Source organism: Thalassotalea sp. SU-HH00458 (genome assembly GCF_040362795.1).
Lineage (GTDB): Bacteria > Pseudomonadota > Gammaproteobacteria > Enterobacterales > Alteromonadaceae > Thalassotalea_H > Thalassotalea_H castellviae.
On the sequence record NZ_BAABWW010000008.1, the window covers coordinates 154,123 to 171,797 of the forward strand.

Below are 17,675 nucleotides of genomic sequence, written 5' to 3' on the forward strand. Positions count from 1 at the left end.
ACTATCGAAAGTCAAAAGTGCAAAAACTCACTTTTATTATGCTTTACCTACAAAAAACGCCTACTATGTAGACGTTTTTATATTCAAGATTAGCGATCCAATACCTTTGATATTACTCGCAAATCAAGTCAGAAGAACTTAAGCTTTAGCCGCTGCAATTTGCGCTTCAACTTCAGCCGCAAAATCTTCTTCTTTTTTCTCGATACCTTCACCAACTTCTAAACGAACGAAGCTAGAAACAGTTACGCCTTTCTCTTTTAATACATCACCAACAGTACGCTTAGGTTCCATAATGAAAGCTTGACCCGTTAAAGAAACTTCACCTGTAAATTTCTTCATACGACCAGTAACCATTTTTTCAGCGATTTCAGCAGGTTTCCCTTCATTCATCGCCATTTCAATTTGGATACGCTTTTCATTAGCAACTACATCAGCAGGAACGTCATCTGGTGTTAAGAATTCTGGCTTGCTTGCAGCAACGTGCATTGCAATGTGCTTAAGAGACTCAGCATCACCTTCACCAGCAACAACAACACCAATAGTAGCACCGTGCTTATATGAAGCTAAAGTAGTACCTTCAACATAAGCTACGCGACGAACATTGATGTTTTCACCAATTTTAGTCACTAAAGCAATACGCTCTTCTTCGAACTGTGCTTGAAGCTCTTCAATAGTCGCTTTAGACGCAGCTGCAGCATCAGCAACTTTGTTAGCAAATGCTAAGAAGTTGTCATCTTTTGCTACGAAGTCAGTTTGACAGTTAACTTCTACTAAAGCGCCATCTTTAATGATGATTTGACCTTCAGCAGCGATGTTACCTGCTTTTTTAGCTGCTTTTGCTTGACCAGACTTACGCATATTTTCAATCGCAAGTTCCATATCGCCGTCAGCTTCTTGTAATGCTTTTTTACAATCCATCATGCCCGCAGCTGTGCGTTCACGAAGTTCTTTAACCATTGCAGCAGTAATTGCCATGAGTTAATTCCTCAAATCTGTTACCCCTAACCTTTCATTTAAAAGTTTAGGCATAAGTATTAAATAAGTTGCCACGAAAGCAGAAAGCGAAAACGCCTGCTTAGGTGGCAAATGCAAAATAAAACGATGTTTTAAGTATTAACTGAAATTATTCAGCTTCTACAAAACCGTCTTTTTCAGCTTGTACAACGATGTCTTTTTCACGACCTTCAATAACAGCATTTGCTGCAGAGTCAGTGTATAAAGTAATTGCACGGATCGCATCATCATTACCAGGAACGATGTAATCAACACCATCTGGGTTTGAGTTTGTATCAACTACAGATATTACAGGAATACCTAAGTTGTTAGCTTCTTTGATAGAAATGTGCTCGTGATCAGCATCAATGATAAATAAAGCATCAGGTAAACCACCCATGTTTTTAATACCACCAAGACTTTTGTCAAGCTTTTCCATTTCACGTGTACGCATTAACGCTTCTTTTTTAGTAAGCGCTTCAAAAGTACCATCAGAGCTTTGAGCTTCTAGATCTTTTAAACGTTTGATTGATTGACGAACTGTTTTCCAGTTAGTCAACATACCACCTAACCAACGGTGATTAACGTAAAATTGATCACATTTGATTGCAGCATCTTTGATTGCGTCGCTAGCAGCACGTTTAGTACCTACGAATAAAACTTTACCTTTTTTAGATGAAACACCTGATAAAAAGGCTAAAGCATCATTAAACATTGGAACAGTTTGCTCTAAGTTAATGATATGAACTTTGTCACGAGCACCAAAAATGTAAGTTTTCATTTTTGGATTCCAGTAACGAGTTTTGTGACCGAAGTGAACACCGGCTTTTAGCATGTCGCGCATTGAAACGTTTGGCATAATATTTTCCTTTGGGGTTAAGCGTTCATACACCCAATATATTCGACCCATAGCACTGTTTTAAAACAGTAAACTTGAGCACCCCGATATATCTTCTATAGGTATATGTGAATTTATAGTACGTACCAATATATGGCACAGTTAGTCGTTCAACCTAAGTAGCCAAATAAATACTTCTTTAAAGTAAAAAATATAAATTTGTCTAACTTAAATTTAGCGGCGCACTTTATACCATAAAGCACAAGAATTAACCACAGTTTTTACTAAAAATTTCAAATATAAGGCTAGGTTTATTGTCTCAGAGAAGTTAAAATTCGCAGGTCTTTTATTTATACAGGTTAAAAATATGTCTAGCGAGCTTTTTTTCATTTACGATTCTCATTGTCCGTGGAGTTATGCCACTACAGCGCTTGTGAAAAATATCGCTGCAGCTTTTCCTGATATGCCCATCCATTTGATGCATTGTGCTTATTACGATGGTGAGAATAAAGTTGATTTATCTACTATAAAGGCAGTGAAAGACTTAAGTGATGTATCCTTTAGCCAAGCCTATTTAAATAGTTTAATTGAATATAAAGATTCGACTTTAGCGGCCAATTTATTAACTTGGGTTCAAAACAAATCAACTAAACATGCGTTAGATTTATTAATTTCTCTTCAGCATGCGCATTTTGAAGCCGGCAACCCATTAACAGATAAAGATGAAGTGCAGCCGTTTATTGACGCGTTAAAGCTATCCCCGCCTGCGAAAGCCTTAAAAATTGAAAAGTTGACCAAAGACGCAGAGTTTACATTTCACGATATTACTGAATTACAAGAAGTCATAGGCACCAATGCAATACCAGCTTTGCTATTAGCGCATAATGACACCCTCATTTTACTTAATCACAACTTGTATCTTGAAAATCCTGAAAAAATTGTTGAGGCCATTAATACTGAGCTAAAGTCACACTAAACGATTAGCATGACTTAAGCTCAGTCATTCACTTGCTGACGCTCTTTGAACCTAAGTACTTATTGAAACACTAATTCCCCGTTTTCAACTACCACGTTAATGGTTGTATTCGATGAAAACTCATTTGACAATATTTTATTGGCCAATGGGTTTTCAATGAGTTGCTGAATAGAACGTTTTAACGGTCTAGCGCCAAATAAGGGATCAAATCCAGCTTCAGAAATTAACGCAAGCGCCTCTTGTGAAACCTTTAACTCGAGACCTTTATCAGCAATCCGTTTAGCCAAAGATGAGATTTGAATACTTGCAATTTCTTGTATTTGCTCTGACAGTAATGGATGAAAGACCACCGATTCATCGATACGATTAATAAATTCAGGCTTAAAATTATTGCTCACTTCCATCATGACTTGAGCTTTCATCGCTTGATATTGACTATCATCGGAAAAGCTTTGAATAATTTCAGAGCCAATATTAGAGGTCATAATGACGAGGGTATTTCTAAAATCAACCGTACGACCTTGGCCATCCGTTAATCGACCATCATCAAGTACTTGCAGTAAAATATTAAAAACATCGCTGTGTGCTTTTTCAATTTCATCTAATAAAATAACTGAATAGGGTTTACGACGAACCGCTTCGGTTAGATAGCCACCTTCTTCATAGCCAACATAACCGGGAGGTGCTCCCACTAAGCGAGCAACCGAATGTTTTTCCATAAACTCAGACATATCCACTCGAATTAAGGCGTCTTCACTATCAAACATAAAATGAGCTAACGCTTTAGTTAATTCGGTTTTACCAACCCCTGTTGGCCCTAAAAATAAAAACGAGCCTATCGGCTGATTTGGATCAGAAAGGCCGGCACGTGAACGTCTTATCGCATTTGAAATAGATACCACGGCTTCAGATTGGCCGATAACACGCTTGTGTAAATCTTCTTCCATTCTCAGTAATTTATCCCGTTCACCTTCCAGCATTTTTGAAACAGGAATACCTGTAGAGCGACTTAACACATCAGCGATTTCAACATCAGTAACTTTATTTCTCAATAAACTCATCTCATGCATTTCAGCTTGAGTGGCTAAATCAAGTTGCTTTTCTAATTCAGGAATACGGCTGTACTGCAATTCCGCCATTCGGTTGAGATCTCCACTTCTGCGCGCAGCATCAAGCTCTATGCGTGCATGTTCAAGATCGGTTTTAATCGCCTGCGTACCATGAATGGCGGCTTTTTCTGACGTCCAAACTTCATCTAACTCATGGTACTCTTTTTCTAAGTCAGTTAATTGCTGAGTGATCAAAGCTGAACGCTTCAATGATGAATCATCGGCGTCATCTTCTAACGATTTTTGCTCTAGCTTTAACTGAATGATTTTACGATCAAGCTTATCTAATACTTCTGGTTTAGAGTCCATTTGCAAACGAATACTTGAAGCAGACTCATCAATTAAATCAATCGCTTTATCTGGAAGTTGTCGATCACTAATATAACGATGTGACAAAGTTGCCGCGGCAACAATCGCAGGATCGGTAATTTCTACTTTATGGTGCAGCTCATAACGCTCTTTTAAACCGCGTAAAATAGCAATGGTATCTTCAACACTTGGCTCATCGACCATTACTTTTTGGAAACGGCGTTCAAGGGCGGCATCTTTTTCAATGTATTGACGATATTCGTCTAAAGTGGTGGCACCGACACAATGTAAATCACCTCGGGCTAATGCAGGTTTTAACATGTTTCCTGCATCCATGGCGCCATCGGTTTTTCCGGCCCCAACCATAGTATGTAATTCATCAATAAATAAGATGACTTGCCCTTCTTCTTTTGCAAGTTCATTGAGTACAGCTTTTAAACGCTCTTCAAACTCACCTCGGTATTTTGCCCCCGCAACCAATGCCCCCATATCGAGAGACAATACCCGTTTATTTTTTAAACCTTCCGGTACTTCATGATCAACAATACGTTGCGCCAGCCCTTCGGCAATTGCCGTTTTACCGACACCGGGTTGACCAATTAAAACGGGATTGTTTTTTGTCCGGCGTTGCAAAACTTGAATAGTGCGGCGAATTTCATCGTCTCGGCCAATCACAGGATCTAATTTACCCTGCTCTGCCCGATCGGTTAAATCAACCGTGAATTTATCAAGTGCTTGTCGAACATCTTCAGCATTTTGATCGTCAACCTTTTGACCTCCACGGACATGTTCTATCGCATCTTTAATTCGTTGTTCAGTTGCGCCAAGTGTTTTTAAAATTTGACCTAACTTGCCTTTATCTTCAAGAGCAGCGAGTAAAAACATCTCTGAAGAGATATACTTATCACCTGACTTTTGCGCATATTTATCACATAAATTCAGTAAGTTCCCCATGGCAGAAGACAATTGCACTTCGCCACCTGCACCAGAAACTTGGGCTAAATCATTAATCACTTTTTCAACTTGGCTTCTTAATGAAAAAACATCAACACCCGCACTTTTTAATAACGGGAGTGTACTGCCATTGTTTTGATTTAATAACGCCAACATTAAATGTACTGGCTCAATAAATTGATGGTCTTTACCTAATGCAATGGATTGTGCATCTGAAATTGCCACTTGAAAAGATTGAGTAAAACGGTCTAAACGCATAAATATTCCTTACAGCCATATCACTGGACTTACGATTAATCTTAATTAAAATTTATGGGCGATTAATAATAATTCAAGCACTTTAAGAAGTTTTAAATTGCCATTTTGATTTAAATCAAGTTATCTCGACAATATATTACAAGGGAGTGTTGCATTATTTTATACAAATAATTGAAGCCATTCTGCCCGTCTTTTGCTCTCTTCGGTAAGAGTAATAACGGTCATTTTCAGCATAAGTGCAATGGGAATTAACCGAAAAATGATTCACTCCTAACTCAGTTAATTGTAATCGAGCTAGCTTTTGTAGATCAGCGAGCCACTTATTGGCTTGCTGGTTTTGTCGATGTTCAATAAATGCAGAAGAAAAATTAGCATTTACTTGTTCAAATTGCTGCTTAACGTCGACACCTACTTCGAAATTTTCTTGGCGAATACAAGGGCCTAACCAAGCAACAACCTCATTGTTATCGCTATACATATTACCTAACGTTTCCTTGATTATTTCACCGGCTAATGAACGCCAACCAGCATGTATGGCGGCAATTTCCGTGCCTTGCTTGTTTGCTAATAAAATGGGTAAACAATCCGCTGTCATAATCGCTAACGCTAATTTCGGCGTACGAGTGATAACCGCATCGGCTTGAATAGAAGTACTGACATTTTTAACGGTAACTACATGATTACCATGTACTTGTTCTAACCATTGTATCGCGGTGTTTTGCGGTAAATAGTTGAGTAATTCCTGTCTGTTTTCTAATACCTTTTGGGCATCATCAGCAACATGTAAACCTAAGTTAAAGTATTCAAAAGACTTTGGACAAGCGTTTTTTGTACATGAAGATGAAAATGAATGTTGTTCTATAAAGGGATGTAAACGTGTAGTTTGAAATGCCTGAATGTGGTCAACAGGCATTTCAACTGTATCAAAAGCGATATTATTTTTAGGGTTTAGATTAAAAATCTGGTGTTTCATTCAACTTAGAATCTTCACGAAGAATATTAGTTAATGCCACCATATCTTGCGGAATTTCAGCATGCCAAGTCATTTGTTCGCCAGTAATAGGATGAAACAACGATAACATAGCGGCATGTAAAGCTTGGCGTTTAAACCCTTTCAATACTTCTCTTAATTCAGCAGTCGCATTTTTAGGAGGACGAGGACGACCTCCATATACCGGATCTCCAACCAAAGGATGAGTGATATGCGCCATATGAACACGAATTTGGTGAGTACGTCCAGTTTCTAGACGTAAACGTAAACGGGTATGTAAACGAAATTTCTCCATAACCCGATAGTGTGTTACGGAAGGACGTCCTGAAATAGTCACCGCCATATGAGTGCGTTTAGTTGAATGTCGCCCAATAGGTTCATCAACAATGCCTCCGGCGGTCATAATACCACTAGCAATAGCTTCATACTCACGAGTGATTTCACGCGCTTGGAGTGATTCTACTAAATTGGTTTGCGCTGCAATAGTCTTAGCGACCACCATTAAGCCTGTTGTATCTTTATCAAGGCGATGCACAATACCAGCTCTAGGAACTACATCTACCTGAGGACAATGATGTAATAAGGCATTTAAAACTGTGCCGTCAGGATTACCCGCGCCGGGGTGAACAACTAAACCAGCGGGTTTATTGATCACTAAAATATTATCATCTTCATAAACAATATTTAATGGGATGTTTTGTGATTTAAAACGCTCTTCAGCCTCAACCTGAGTTTCAATACTGATCGTTTCACCACCGTACATTTTTTCTCGCGCTTTGGTTAATACTTCACCATTGACTTGAACGTGACCGGCTAAGATCCATTCTTTTAATCGTGAACGCGAATATTCAGGGAACATTTCCGCAATGGTTTGGTCGAATCGCTTACCTAAACATGATTCAGGAACGATATCTTTGTGTTGAATTTTTTCAGCCATTAAAATCTCTATTAATTAGCACTGTGCAAGGTTTGATTGCTAGGTTAGAATGCCAGTGCTTATTTTACCTGTTTGATAAATCAATTACACCAAATAATTACGTTGGGTAACTGAAACAAGTAAACATTTTATTTTAACGAACATACCAACCAGTAAGTAAGGTTAGTATTATAACGTAGTGATACCAAGGTCTATGGACAAACTGATAATTAAAACAATTTTTTTAGTACTCATATTAACTTTAATGGGTTGTTCTTCATCTGAAGAAACTGAATTAGATAAAGTGCCAGATAAATCTGCACAAGCCTTATTTACCGATGCGAGAGAAGCTTTAGATAACGGCTTATATAAAAAAGCGATACAAATACTGTCAGCCATTGATTCGCGTTTTCCATATGGACCAATTTCTCATCAAGTACAATTAGATTTGATTTACGGATATTATAAAAGTGGTGACTCAGCGCAAGGTATCGCACTGGCAGAACGCTTTCTTAGGCTAAACCCAAACCATGCTAATGTTGATTATGTCTATTATATGCGCGCATTAATTAACCTTTCTACCGAAGAAAATTTATTTCAAGACTTGGCAGGTATTGACCGTTCAGACCGAGATCCTACCGCAGCTAGAGAAGCGTTTAATGATTTTAAAACCATTTTAACTGACTTTCCGCAAAGCAAATACGCGACAGATGCAAGAAAACGCATGATAGCGATTAAATCTCGCTTAGCAAAATATGAACTTTCAGTGGCTCGCTTTTACTTAAAACGTGAGGCTTACGCATCGGCAGCCAATCGAGGCCGCTTTATCGTGGAGCATTATTCAACGAGCCCAGAAGTTGAGCAAGCTTTAGAAATTATGATTGAATGTTATCAAGCGATGGGATTAAGTGATTTAGAAAGTAATGCGAAACAAGTATTAGCAGCAAATTATCCGAATAACCAAAACACGGATGATTCGATTGACTAACACCAGGTTTTGATTGGATAACAAAATGGCGACTATTTAGTCGCCATTTTTTATGGTTCAATCACATTATCTTTTAATAGATAATTTTAAGTAAGCTTGCAATTAAATCGCTTCGCCATCTTCCTCGCCTGTTCTGATTCGGATCACCCGTTCAACATCAGTAACAAAAATTTTACCGTCACCAATTTTACCCGTTTGAGCAGAATCCATAATCGCTTTAATGCATCGCTCAACAGAGTCATCTTGAACAACAATATCAACTTTTGCTTTAGGCAAAAAATCAACCATATATTCTGCACCTCGATAAAGTTCAGTGTGGCCTTTTTGACGACCAAAACCTTTAACTTCAGAAACTGTCATCCCTGTAACGCCAATTTCACCTAAAGCTTCGCGTACATCATCTAATTTAAATGGTTTAATAATCGCTTCAATTTTTTTCATAAAATAACTCGTTGATAATAAATAAACAGCAGATATAACTATTGTACACAATTGATTATAGAAATAAATTCTAAGTTCGAACAATAAAAATTCATCACTTCTATTTTAGAGTTTGATACACTAAGTATTAAGCACTTATTGATTCTACTCTCGCACATAGGAAAACAGATGAACCCGCAAGATATCATTGAAGAAATGAAGGTTTTACCCTCAATTGATGTAGATTTTGAAATTAAACGCCGTATTCAGTTTATTAAGTCACAATTACTCAACTCAGGCTTAACCAATTTAGTTTTAGGTATTAGTGGCGGCGTAGATTCTTCAACCTGTGGAAAACTAGCACAACTTGCTATCGACGAGTTAAATCAAGAAACCTCAAAAAATACAGATGTTCAATATCAATTTATTGCTGTTCGTTTACCTTTTGACGTACAGGCCGATGAAGTGGATGCACAATTAGCTATTGATTTTATAAAGCCCTCTCATTGCTTAACCACTAATGTACTTGCAGGTGTAGAAGGTATACATAACGAAGCCGTTCAAGCATTAAAAAATAATAATCTACTTACCATGGCAGACGCTCAAATTGACTTCTCAAAAGGCAATGTAAAAGCCAGAGCACGAATGGCAATGCAATACCATATTGCGGGAATGTTAGGGGGGCTTGTTATAGGTACAGATCATTCTGCCGAAAATATCACCGGCTTTTTTACAAAATGGGGGGACGGTGCCTGTGATTTAGCACCGTTGTTCGGATTATCGAAGCGTCAAGTCAGACAATTAGCTAAAACCTTAGGCGCACCAAATGTGTTAATTGACAAAGCACCGACAGCAGATTTAGAAGAATTGTCACCAAGTAAAAAAGATGAAGATGCCTTAGGTATGAGTTACGACCAACTTGATGACTTTTTGGAAGGCAAGCAAGTCGATAGCCAAACGTTAGCATCTATTCTTGCTATTTATCAACGTACCCAACATAAACGTTCCGCCATTCCAACAATATATGACGTTTGATGATTAAAAAATCGACAAATTAACTGGCAAATAATTCAATTACCTTCTATACCTATTTCACGTTTAATTCTTCATGGATGATGAATAAAATGAATAGGTATATTGGTTTTACGTTAATAGAAGTATTAGTTGCACTTGCGGTTTTAATTTCACTTGTCGCAATAGGTGTTCCAAGCCTTATGGAATATACCGTCAAGTTGAAAGTAGATAATGAAATATCCCATCTTTATCGTTTATTGCTCTCTGCTAGAAATGCAGCAATCAATACAGGAAAATTCACCACAGTTTGTCCATTAAATGATAACAATCATTGTACGAATGATTGGGCTCAGCCTATCTATGTGTTTACAGACAGCAACGATAATAAACGTTTTGAGCCAAATAATGATGAACACATTATTGTAATGAAAAGCGCCATTGATGAACAAGATAAGCTGCAATACGGAAAAAATAGAATTGGCGTAACTTACGCATCTACCGGTTATTTATCAGGGTGGGGACAAAATGGCACCTTTAAGTACTGCCCTAAAAACCATGCAAACAGCTCTAGAGCTATCATTGTAGCAACATCAGGTAGACTATATAAATCTTATCAAAGTCAGACAGGTAAACATCAAGGTAAAGACAAAAATAGAAGCGGAAAAATAATTCTATGCGATTAAATCCCTTTTATAATAAAGATTAAATCCTCAGAACGCTGGAAAAACATACTGAGGAATTTACATTGGCTGAGTAAGTCATAAAATGATATAACTTACTCAGACGGTTTAAAATTTAAGTTGTTTTTATTATGAAAAGTCGCAAAAAAATTAAAAAACTAGCTTTGGTACATCAAGGTTTTACATTAATAGAACTCTTGGTTAGTGTTTCTATTATTGGTGTACTTATGATGATAGCTATCCCCAATTTAAATAGTTATTTAGTTGAATCGCGCGTTGATAATGAAATTTCTGAATTACATCGCCTTATTTTAACCGCCCGTAATACAGCGATAAATAGCGGAAAAAATGTAACCTTGTGCCCATTGTCAACCTCTAACGTTTGCGGTACTGACTGGAAAAAAGAACTCACCGTTTTTAATAATACCGCTGATAACACAAAGTTTGATTCAACGAATGAACAAGTTATTAAAGTCAAAGCAGCAATAAAAACCAATGATTCATTAACCCTTAACCAAACATCCTTAGTGTACTCTCCTACCGGTCGGTTAATTAGTGGCAACAACAGTGTTTTTATTTATTGTCCAAAAGATTATCCTGAACTAGCCAGAGGGATCAATATTTCTTTATCAGGCAGGGTTTACGCCAGTCAAGACACAGATAATGATGATAAAGATGAAGATAGAAGCGGTAATGAATTAACTTGTAGTTAAATTCTTAAGAACTGATTTATTGTTAACTAAACTCTTAATGGTTAACGGTTTTGCTATTAATTAAATTCATAGCATTTAAAAAAGTCGTCATAATCGATTATTCATGATGACGACTTAATATAAAATTAATTAATCTTCGACTAAAACGCCCCAAACGTCATGTTCATCAGCATGGATAATTTGCACCCAAACTTGATCACCCGGTTCAACATCATACTCATCAGATAAATACACTTTGCCATCTATTTCTGGCGCGTCCATGTATGAACGCCCTACTGCGCCAAGCTCTGTAATCTCATCAATTAAAATTAAATACTCTTGTCCAATGCGAGCTTGTAATTTATCCGCACTTATTTTCGCTTGAACGGCCATAAAACGTTGTAAACGATCTTCCATAACGTCCTCTGGAACATGATCGGGTAACTCGTTTGCAGTGGCGCCTTCAACGGGGGAATATTTAAAACAGCCAACACGATCTAATTGTGCTTCTGCTAAAAAGTCTAATAGCTCTTGAAATTCTTCTTCGGTTTCCCCTGGGAATCCTACAATAAAGGTCGAACGGATCACCAGTTCAGGACAAATTTCACGCCATTTTTTAATACGTTCTAACACACGGTCTGAACTACCTGGACGCTTCATCAATTTTAAAATACGCTTATTAGCGTGCTGAAATGGAATATCTAAGTAAGGCAGAATTTTACCTTCTGCCATTAATGGAATGATTTTATCCACATGCGGATAAGGATAAACGTAATGTAAACGCACCCAAACACCTTGCTTAGCCAATTCTTCACAAAGCTGCTGCATATGTGTTTTAACCGGCATACCTTCGTAAAAATCAAGCTTATGTTTTACATCTACCCCGTAAGCAGAGGTGTCTTGTGAAATAACCAATAATTCTTTTACGCCAGCATTGACTAAGCGTTTAGCTTCACCAATAACATCACCAATAGGACGTGAGTCTAAGTCTCCCCGCATTGAAGGAATAATGCAGAAAGTACAACGATGATTACAGCCTTCTGATATTTTCAAATAGGCATAATGTTTAGGTGTTAGTTTAACGCCATGATCAGGCACTAAATCAATTAACGGATTATGCATTGGTTTTTCAACATGTTCGTGAACTTGTGCTAATACTTCATCGTAAGCATGAGGGCCCGTAACACCAAGCACGTTAGGATGAAGCTCAACAATCTCATCTTTTTTTGCACCTAAGCACCCTGTTACTAGCACTTTTCCATTTTCCTTAAGTGCTTCCCCAATAGTATCGAGGGACTCTTGTACGGCAGAGTCAATAAATCCACAGGTATTGACTATCACCATTTCAGCATCATCGTAGGAATTTACCACGTCATAACCTTCGGTGCGAAGCTGAGTCAAAATCCGCTCAGAATCAACAAGATTTTTAGGACAACCAAGGCTGACAAAACCTACACGGGCAGCACGTTCTGAGTCTGTTTTAGAGTTTGATACATTGGCATAAAGCTCCTTTGACTGTTGGTCTAACACTTTACTTGGTGTTTCTAATGTCGTGGTTTGTTTTGGGTCGAATTGTTCAACTGCCATAATGTGCCTTTATGATTCGAAGTCATTTTACAGGGTGAATTTTAGTGAGCGGATTATACAGGTAAAAGCTACTAACTTCACTATTTCATCGGGGTATTAAGCATCTAACCCATCAGTCTTAAATAAACAATTTGTGCTACAGATAAACATTAAATGGCATGATTTAACTGTCGGAAAACTTTACATCTTTAATGGCTACCCCGAACCAAACAAGCTCAAGCTATTGATTGTTAACGGGTTCTTTATCTGGCATTTATATTGCTTAGACATTAGTAAAATTAATAAAATTTAAAAAATGCCCAATAAAGGAAGTCCCGTGAATATAAAAATGTTTAAAACGTTACTAATCAGTTCACTATTCGCTATCAGTAGCTTTGCCAATGCAGGATTAATTACGCTTAATTCAGGTGATTATTATGGAGCCCTTGGCGGTGTTGGTGAATCTCGAGGAATTTCATTTGAAGCACTAAGCACTTTTAGTATTTCATCAGTAGGTATTGAAGCGGCACTAAACGCTCAAGATTTTGAAATAGTTATCTGGAGTAGCACAAATGGGCATCAATTGAATAATCTTCTTGCCTCTAGCGCGCAAACTTTTGGTACAACAAGCTTAGGTTGGAACGATATTGCAATTGATTTTACCTTTACTATCGGTAATTTTTATGCATTTGAATGGCGCCCTGTTTCAGTAAATAAAACGTGGGCTAGTACTCTAACTTATTATAATGATAGCTCACTACCAGCAAGCATTGATGGCAAGTTTAAATTAATCGATGGTTATGAAGCTGAATTTGGTTTTAGTAACTTTTTACACCCAAATTTAAGAGTGAATACCGTTACCAGAGATGTACCAGAGCCCTCAACTCTTGCTATTTTTGCATTAGGTATTATAGGGTTAACATCAAGAAAATTAAAGAAACAGTAAGCTATCTGATTTAACTAAATAAACTGTTTAAACTAAACAAACTATAAAGCACCATTGTCTTGTAAAGTAATGGTGCTTATTTTTGTTTGAAATTTACCACACATGAATTTATTCGGTTGAAATAGCACTTAAAATATCTTTGTCTATGCCTTTAAAAGCAATACCAATTAAGCAGTTGCTGAATTCGTGACCAAGCTTAACTGTTTAAATTTTCTGTTTTCACCTCAAAATTTTGAATTGCTTTCATCGGTTCAATATTAATAATTTTGGAACGGTTTATCGTTATTTTAAAACGCTGTATATATTCTTCATTTTTCTTATTACTTTGCACTAAAACCAAAGTCATTTGATATCGGCGCTCAACCCCTTGATTCGAAATTTTACTGCCGTCAAGTGAATATAGTCGTCCTTCACCTTTTTTAAGATACCGTACAAATGGGGTCAAATTAAATAATATTTGATTCTGTATTTCGTCGTAGCCAGGCAAAAACTCTTTTGATAAAACTTTTGACACGCAACGAAAATGCAACAGTTGGGCAGATTGTTTATTTTGCTGACGTCGTTTTTGTAACTGTTGTAAAACCTTTTTAGGTAAATGCTTTTTACTAATATATTCAAGCCATATTGTTTGCGAGCACACTTTGCTTTGGCTAACGCTATTACTGAATATATGCTGCCATTTTGCTCGCCCTTGTTGTATTTTACGCCAAATAATACGAGTTATGTCCTCTTTAAAGGTTTCCCTTAATCCGTAAATAAACCCCAGTAAAGCAATTAACACAACCGACACCTCAGTAAATGCCGAACGAGCATTCAAAATAATAGTCATAACAAATGCCATAATTATTGCAGTAACCGTTCCGCGAACAACACGTTTTAAATTAGTGTTGAGGTGATAAGTTTTCTTCTGAAAAACAACGCCATACTCGCTTAAACGTTGTAATAAACGCATTTTATTGGTAATCCGATTTGGATCGTCCATCGTGACTTGTGAATTATATTCATGCTCAATCCGGTATGCGTTTTCTTGTCGACATAATTCAAATAAGCTTTCACGCTCTTTAGATTTCTCACTGCTTTTGGGGCCATTTGCCAATAAATTTAAAAATGACTGCTCAACATACCAACTTAAATAATTATCAACATTGTCAAAATACGAACTAAGTTTCGGATCAGCAGGTGTATACCTTCGTAGCTTCTTCAATAACGATTGAGTTTGCTCTGCTAATTCTATGGCGCTTTGATAGAAGTCTTCAGTTGATTTATTTTGTAAGGTCTGTTTTAGATCTGTATCTAATGCCATCCTTAATTGATATGAAAATAAATTTAAATTACTGCGATAATCACTTTGCTCACCTTTTTGTTTACTGATAAAGCGGCTGCGTACTAAAGGCAAATGAATTTGATCTGAGTAATAAGCACTGTGCGCTTTAATACTACTATAAAAGTAACTTTCTTCTGTTAATGTGCTGGCGCTAATCCCCATTTCATCGGGTATTGAAAAGTAAAGATCTAAACATTGATGTTCTTGAGGTAACAGCTGATAGCTTAATTTAAATGATAAGTTTTCATCTTGTAATAATGATGTTTTTTTCAACGTGGTTATATACTCCTTTAGGTTTTAGTTACTCTTTTTCATTAATGCTTCATCATATACTAAAAATAGTGAATCTAATTCAGCATGTTATAAGTATAACAATGCCTAAGAAATTACCTTTAGTGTAAGTTAAGTATCTGTCATTTTTAGCTATTTTGCTAATTTATATAGATTTTTCTGCAAATATTATTAAGTTAATATTTTTCAAATATTGATTGAATTAAAACGATGAATAACATTTACTTCTTTAAGTGTTTTCCCTAAGAGTAAACCGCTAATACAATAGTAGTTTACCCGAATTTTTCAATCTAATTAAAAAGAGAGTTTAAAATATAATTCCGTACTCATCGTATAAAAATTCCTTGTCTAAAAACACCGTATAGCAGATTAGTGGTGGTAAATAAGATTAAGCTATCATGCAACCAATCTTGGTTTACTTGCATTTATTTTGTCACGTTTTTTTACACTTTTTTGCGAAAATATACTTACACCTTTCACACAACAAAATAAAACTCACTATTATCAACAAGTTAACAAAAAGGTTCGATTATTGCTTAATAGAAGTATAAACTTATAATCATTATGTTGATGATTGTTTTATCGAGGAAAAACGATGAATGTTAAATTATTAAAAGCTGCTTTAGTAGCTGTAGTTTTAATGCTTAGTAACACGGCAATGGCTGGGATTATTTATATTGGTTCATATAATCTCTATGACGGTCCTGCTTGGACGACAAACCCAGAGGTTTATAGTGCTATAGAAGCCGCTGAAGAAATTTTTGGCAGCCCGGTTAATGGAAACTATCTTATTTCAATCAATGGCACAGACATAAATAACATCAGTCAATCAGCTTGGTATGATGTTGTTGGTAATGGTGTGAGTGATTTTATTCAAAGTTATCGCTTAGATTCAAATGATGATGGATATGGCGCTTCTGGTTGGAGATCTGGCGATGACGCTTCAGCATATGTTAGAGACAATGGTGGTTCAGGAAATTTTATTAACTATGTTTTTCTTCAAGACAATACTCAAGTGCCAGAGCCGTCAACACTCGCTATCTTTGCATTAGGTATCATTGGTTTAGCTTCTAGAAAAATCAAAAAATAATTGAAATTTTAATAAAATAATCAATTAATAAGAGCATCAATGACTTTCAAAATCATTGATGTTTTTTTTGTTTGTTTTTTAAACGCGAGCTGTTTTTACTAGCCTTAACTAGTTTTAAACAGTGATAAACAAAACATCATCTGCCTATTATAATAGTTTGATTCTCAACGAATCGTTCATTTTCGACCTTTAACTTTTATTATATTTTCCAACAACTAGTTAAAGAATTGAGTGATAATATTTGTCAAATTTTTTTACAGCATCAATACATCATCAATAAAAACCACTGATTTTCAATAACTTAATTAATGGCCTTGATTTTGCTTTAACGATATTGCTCTATTGTGCAATTTTAAACAAGATAAAGGAATGATTATGAAGAAGGGTTTAAAACAATTAATGGCAGTGCTTATGTGCTCTGCTGCATTTATCTCAACTAATGCCTCAGCAACATTAGTGTCAGCTGGCGAGTGTACAACAGACAGCGTTACACTAGATCATGTTTCTGTAGTTGGGGATAATACTAATACCAATTTATTATCTAGTGGGCATGATGCTACTAGCTGTATTGGTACGTATTGGGGTCAAGATATTATTGGTGGTGGTGCCTATACTGACAATAATATTGGTGAATTAGGTGATGGTTTTTTAAACGGCCAGTGGGGTGTTTTAACGGGTAATGAATTTCTCGATGGACCAGAAGATTTACAAGATTTAGACGGTGACGGTAACGCAACAGATCCAGGTTGGATTCATTTAGGTGATACTTGGAAAAAATGGAGCACTGGTTTTACAACCAGCTATGACGAAGTTGGTACTCATGAAGAAATTACCTTTCAAGTAAATGAATTGTTAACTCTATCATTTGGTTGTAAAGAGTATTTTGCTAGTTTTGTCTCCGGATATAACTGTGCCGATAATTCAGGGTATTGGAAACTAACCACCGAACTAGGCATTATCGATGACGTGCAAAGTTTATTAGGAAAGGCGACCTTTGATCATCTTGCTTTTTCAATCAATTCATTAACTCGTTTTGCTGTTTATGATTTTAATTTTAAAGATATCTTTGCTGCAGAGAATAATGCTGATTTAAACTTTAATACGCCTTATATGTTAAGCGGTAGCTTTAATATGAATGATTTCCCAACCTTTGGTAACGATGCACAGCCATTACATATCAATGTTTGGGCTAGAGATCCGGCTCAAGTTCCTGAACCTTCAACTATTTTACTTGCTGGCCTAGGTTTATTTGGCTTGATGTTAAACAGAAGAAAAGTGAATCATTAATCAAAGAATGAATGATATTTCAATGAGCTAGGC

General features: G+C 36.5%; 16 protein-coding genes. 8 read left to right on the plus strand and 8 right to left on the minus strand.

The annotated features are described in order from the left end of the window. Positions 1-138: 138 nt before the first annotated feature. Entirely contained in the window at positions 139-975 is an 837-nt protein-coding gene (gene tsf, locus ABXH06_RS13565) for a translation elongation factor Ts (protein WP_353518565.1), read from the minus strand. A gap of 148 nt (positions 976-1,123) precedes the next feature. Further along, positions 1,124-1,852 (minus strand): 30S ribosomal protein S2, encoded by a 729-nt coding sequence (rpsB, locus tag ABXH06_RS13570; RefSeq protein WP_303452882.1) that lies wholly within the window; start codon positions 1,850-1,852, stop codon positions 1,124-1,126. Between the two features lie 346 nt (positions 1,853-2,198). Between rpsB and ABXH06_RS13575 the strand changes: the two genes are divergently transcribed. Next, positions 2,199-2,807, plus strand: a complete 609-nt coding sequence (locus tag ABXH06_RS13575) for a hypothetical protein (protein WP_353518566.1) — start codon at positions 2,199-2,201, stop codon at positions 2,805-2,807. 59 nt (positions 2,808-2,866) lie between these two features. Here ABXH06_RS13575 and clpB read toward each other — a convergent pair whose 3' ends face one another. The 3 genes from clpB to rluD all read right to left on the minus strand — a co-directional run bounded on the left by clpB (position 2,867) and on the right by rluD (position 7,365). Then, complete coding sequence (gene clpB / locus ABXH06_RS13580) at positions 2,867-5,437, minus strand: ATP-dependent chaperone ClpB (RefSeq protein ID WP_353518567.1); 2,571 nt, start codon at positions 5,435-5,437, stop codon at positions 2,867-2,869. A 154-nt stretch (positions 5,438-5,591) separates the two neighbouring features. Next, on the minus strand, positions 5,592-6,410 hold the full coding sequence (gene pgeF, locus ABXH06_RS13585) for a peptidoglycan editing factor PgeF (protein WP_353518568.1): 819 nt from the start codon (positions 6,408-6,410) through the stop codon (positions 5,592-5,594). Continuing rightward, positions 6,391-7,365, minus strand: a complete 975-nt coding sequence (rluD, locus tag ABXH06_RS13590; protein WP_353518569.1) for a 23S rRNA pseudouridine(1911/1915/1917) synthase RluD — start codon at positions 7,363-7,365, stop codon at positions 6,391-6,393. The genes pgeF and rluD overlap by 20 nt, the downstream gene beginning before the upstream one ends. Positions 7,366-7,558: 193 nt before the next feature. On the opposite strand from rluD, the gene ABXH06_RS13595 reads away from it, so the two are divergent. Next, on the plus strand, positions 7,559-8,332 hold the full coding sequence (locus tag ABXH06_RS13595; protein ID WP_353518570.1) for an outer membrane protein assembly factor BamD: 774 nt from the start codon (positions 7,559-7,561) through the stop codon (positions 8,330-8,332). 102 nt (positions 8,333-8,434) lie between these two features. On the opposite strand, the gene glnB is transcribed toward ABXH06_RS13595, so the two are convergent. Continuing rightward, positions 8,435-8,773 carry a nitrogen regulatory protein P-II gene (glnB, locus tag ABXH06_RS13600; RefSeq protein WP_303452888.1) on the minus strand — a complete coding sequence of 113 codons (339 nt, stop codon included), beginning with the start codon at positions 8,771-8,773 and terminating at the stop codon, positions 8,435-8,437. A 168-nt stretch (positions 8,774-8,941) separates the two neighbouring features. Between glnB and nadE the strand changes: the two genes are divergently transcribed. The 3 genes from nadE (at position 8,942) to ABXH06_RS13615 (ending at position 11,159) form a co-directional block, all read left to right on the plus strand. Continuing rightward, positions 8,942-9,787: an NAD(+) synthase gene (gene nadE / locus ABXH06_RS13605; protein ID WP_353518571.1), complete on the plus strand. Its 846-nt coding sequence runs from the start codon at positions 8,942-8,944 to the stop codon at positions 9,785-9,787. Positions 9,788-9,876: 89 nt separating this feature from the next. Next, on the plus strand, positions 9,877-10,449 hold the full coding sequence (locus tag ABXH06_RS13610) for a GspH/FimT family pseudopilin (protein ID WP_353518572.1): 573 nt from the start codon (positions 9,877-9,879) through the stop codon (positions 10,447-10,449). A gap of 128 nt (positions 10,450-10,577) precedes the next feature. Continuing rightward, positions 10,578-11,159 carry a GspH/FimT family pseudopilin gene (locus tag ABXH06_RS13615; protein WP_353518573.1) on the plus strand — a complete coding sequence of 194 codons (582 nt, stop codon included), beginning with the start codon at positions 10,578-10,580 and terminating at the stop codon, positions 11,157-11,159. Positions 11,160-11,288: 129 nt separating this feature from the next. On the opposite strand, the gene rimO is transcribed toward ABXH06_RS13615, so the two are convergent. After that, complete coding sequence (rimO, locus tag ABXH06_RS13620) at positions 11,289-12,725, minus strand: 30S ribosomal protein S12 methylthiotransferase RimO (RefSeq protein ID WP_353518574.1); 1,437 nt, start codon at positions 12,723-12,725, stop codon at positions 11,289-11,291. Positions 12,726-13,041: 316 nt separating this feature from the next. Here rimO and ABXH06_RS13625 point away from each other — a divergent pair, with 316 nt between their 5' ends. Further along, positions 13,042-13,650, plus strand: coding sequence for a PEP-CTERM sorting domain-containing protein (locus ABXH06_RS13625; RefSeq protein ID WP_353518575.1), 609 nt, complete (start codon positions 13,042-13,044; stop codon positions 13,648-13,650). A gap of 196 nt (positions 13,651-13,846) precedes the next feature. Here ABXH06_RS13625 and ABXH06_RS13630 read toward each other — a convergent pair whose 3' ends face one another. After that, positions 13,847-15,247 (minus strand): DUF92 domain-containing protein, encoded by a 1,401-nt coding sequence (locus ABXH06_RS13630; protein ID WP_353518576.1) that lies wholly within the window; start codon positions 15,245-15,247, stop codon positions 13,847-13,849. A 613-nt stretch (positions 15,248-15,860) separates the two neighbouring features. On the opposite strand from ABXH06_RS13630, the gene ABXH06_RS13635 reads away from it, so the two are divergent. Both ABXH06_RS13635 and ABXH06_RS13640 read left to right on the plus strand, forming a co-directional pair. Then, positions 15,861-16,355, plus strand: a complete 495-nt coding sequence (locus ABXH06_RS13635; RefSeq protein ID WP_353518577.1) for a PEP-CTERM sorting domain-containing protein — start codon at positions 15,861-15,863, stop codon at positions 16,353-16,355. Positions 16,356-16,730: 375 nt separating this feature from the next. Further along, positions 16,731-17,642, plus strand: a complete 912-nt coding sequence (locus tag ABXH06_RS13640) for a PEP-CTERM sorting domain-containing protein (protein WP_353518578.1) — start codon at positions 16,731-16,733, stop codon at positions 17,640-17,642. Positions 17,643-17,675 lie beyond the last annotated feature (33 nt).

Coding starts and splice junctions, on each gene's coding strand:
- tsf (WP_353518565.1), bottom strand. CDS start 975: ATGGCAATTACTGCTGCAATGGTTAAAGAACTTCGTGAACGCACAGCT.
- rpsB (WP_303452882.1), bottom strand. CDS start 1,852: ATGCCAAACGTTTCAATGCGCGACATGCTAAAAGCCGGTGTTCACTTC.
- ABXH06_RS13575 (WP_353518566.1), top strand. CDS start 2,199: ATGTCTAGCGAGCTTTTTTTCATTTACGATTCTCATTGTCCGTGGAGT.
- clpB (WP_353518567.1), bottom strand. CDS start 5,437: ATGCGTTTAGACCGTTTTACTCAATCTTTTCAAGTGGCAATTTCAGAT.
- pgeF (WP_353518568.1), bottom strand. CDS start 6,410: ATGAAACACCAGATTTTTAATCTAAACCCTAAAAATAATATCGCTTTT.
- rluD (WP_353518569.1), bottom strand. CDS start 7,365: ATGGCTGAAAAAATTCAACACAAAGATATCGTTCCTGAATCATGTTTA.
- ABXH06_RS13595 (WP_353518570.1), top strand. CDS start 7,559: ATGGACAAACTGATAATTAAAACAATTTTTTTAGTACTCATATTAACT.
- glnB (WP_303452888.1), bottom strand. CDS start 8,773: ATGAAAAAAATTGAAGCGATTATTAAACCATTTAAATTAGATGATGTA.
- nadE (WP_353518571.1), top strand. CDS start 8,942: ATGAACCCGCAAGATATCATTGAAGAAATGAAGGTTTTACCCTCAATT.
- ABXH06_RS13610 (WP_353518572.1), top strand. CDS start 9,877: ATGAATAGGTATATTGGTTTTACGTTAATAGAAGTATTAGTTGCACTT.
- ABXH06_RS13615 (WP_353518573.1), top strand. CDS start 10,578: ATGAAAAGTCGCAAAAAAATTAAAAAACTAGCTTTGGTACATCAAGGT.
- rimO (WP_353518574.1), bottom strand. CDS start 12,725: ATGGCAGTTGAACAATTCGACCCAAAACAAACCACGACATTAGAAACA.
- ABXH06_RS13635 (WP_353518577.1), top strand. CDS start 15,861: ATGAATGTTAAATTATTAAAAGCTGCTTTAGTAGCTGTAGTTTTAATG.
- ABXH06_RS13640 (WP_353518578.1), top strand. CDS start 16,731: ATGAAGAAGGGTTTAAAACAATTAATGGCAGTGCTTATGTGCTCTGCT.